This is a genomic window from Cupriavidus sp. WS (assembly GCF_000395345.1).
Lineage (GTDB): Bacteria > Pseudomonadota > Gammaproteobacteria > Burkholderiales > Burkholderiaceae > Cupriavidus > Cupriavidus basilensis_B.
Map to the genome: position 1 here is coordinate 1 of NZ_AQPL01000525.1, position 750 is coordinate 750.

The window sequence follows — 750 nt, forward strand, 5'->3', positions numbered from 1 at the left end:
CGCCCGACTGCACGATGACCTGATGGCCCTGCGCGACGTACTTCTTGACCGTCTCGGGGGTGGCGGCGACGCGGGTCTCACCTGCCCGCGTCTCCTGCGGGATGCCGATGTGCATCGTCAATTTCTCCTTTTGATGGCGTCTTCGAGGCGCTGTCAAAATGAACCTGGCGATGCGGCGCGGCAAGGCGGTGCGCCCGACCAGAACCGCTTCGCTTCATTCTGACAATGCCGCTGCTCTGCTCTGCTTTGCGGGCGGACGTCCCGGACCCTGTGCCGGGTCCTCGTATTTCTGCGCCGCGTGCTCGCGCCGCATGTCTGCGCCGCGGTTCGTGCCGCATGTTCGCACCGCGGTTCGCACACGCGACCGGAGCCGGGCCCGGCGCACAATTTTTCCGCAGCTTACAGGAAACTGACGATCAATGGTGACTGGCCGTTCGGCTTTTGCGCAACAGGGCCGCGGCCGCGTCTTTATGCGCCCGCTCGGCGCGCCGCCGCTTTCTTGACACCGATTTGAGATGCGCTCCCGTACTGTGGCGCTCGCCGTGCGGCCGGTGCCGCGCGGCAGCGCCGACGGCGCTTTCCCGTCGATGTCCCTGTTTTCCGCAAGCCATCCAATGACTGTCTTTCGCTTCGCTGCTCCGCGCGCCTGCGCCGCTTTCCTGTCCGGCGCCGCGCTCCTGTCCGCCATGTCCGGCGCCCATGCCGACACCGCTCCCGATGCCGCCGCAGAAGCCTCGCCGCATACGTTCT

1 protein-coding gene and 1 pseudogene are annotated in these 750 nt (G+C 66.8%); one reads left to right on the plus strand and one right to left on the minus strand.

What is annotated here, in order from left to right; translation table 11 throughout:
* Positions 1 to 115 (minus strand): annotated as a pseudogene (locus tag K206_RS42190) (NAD(P)(+) transhydrogenase (Re/Si-specific) subunit alpha); the annotation flags it as partial.
* Between the two features lie 415 nt (positions 116 to 530).
* On the opposite strand from K206_RS42190, the gene K206_RS44480 reads away from it, so the two are divergent.
* The coding region (locus K206_RS44480) for a hypothetical protein (RefSeq protein WP_231401723.1) at positions 531 to 750 on the plus strand (220 nt) is incomplete at its 3' end.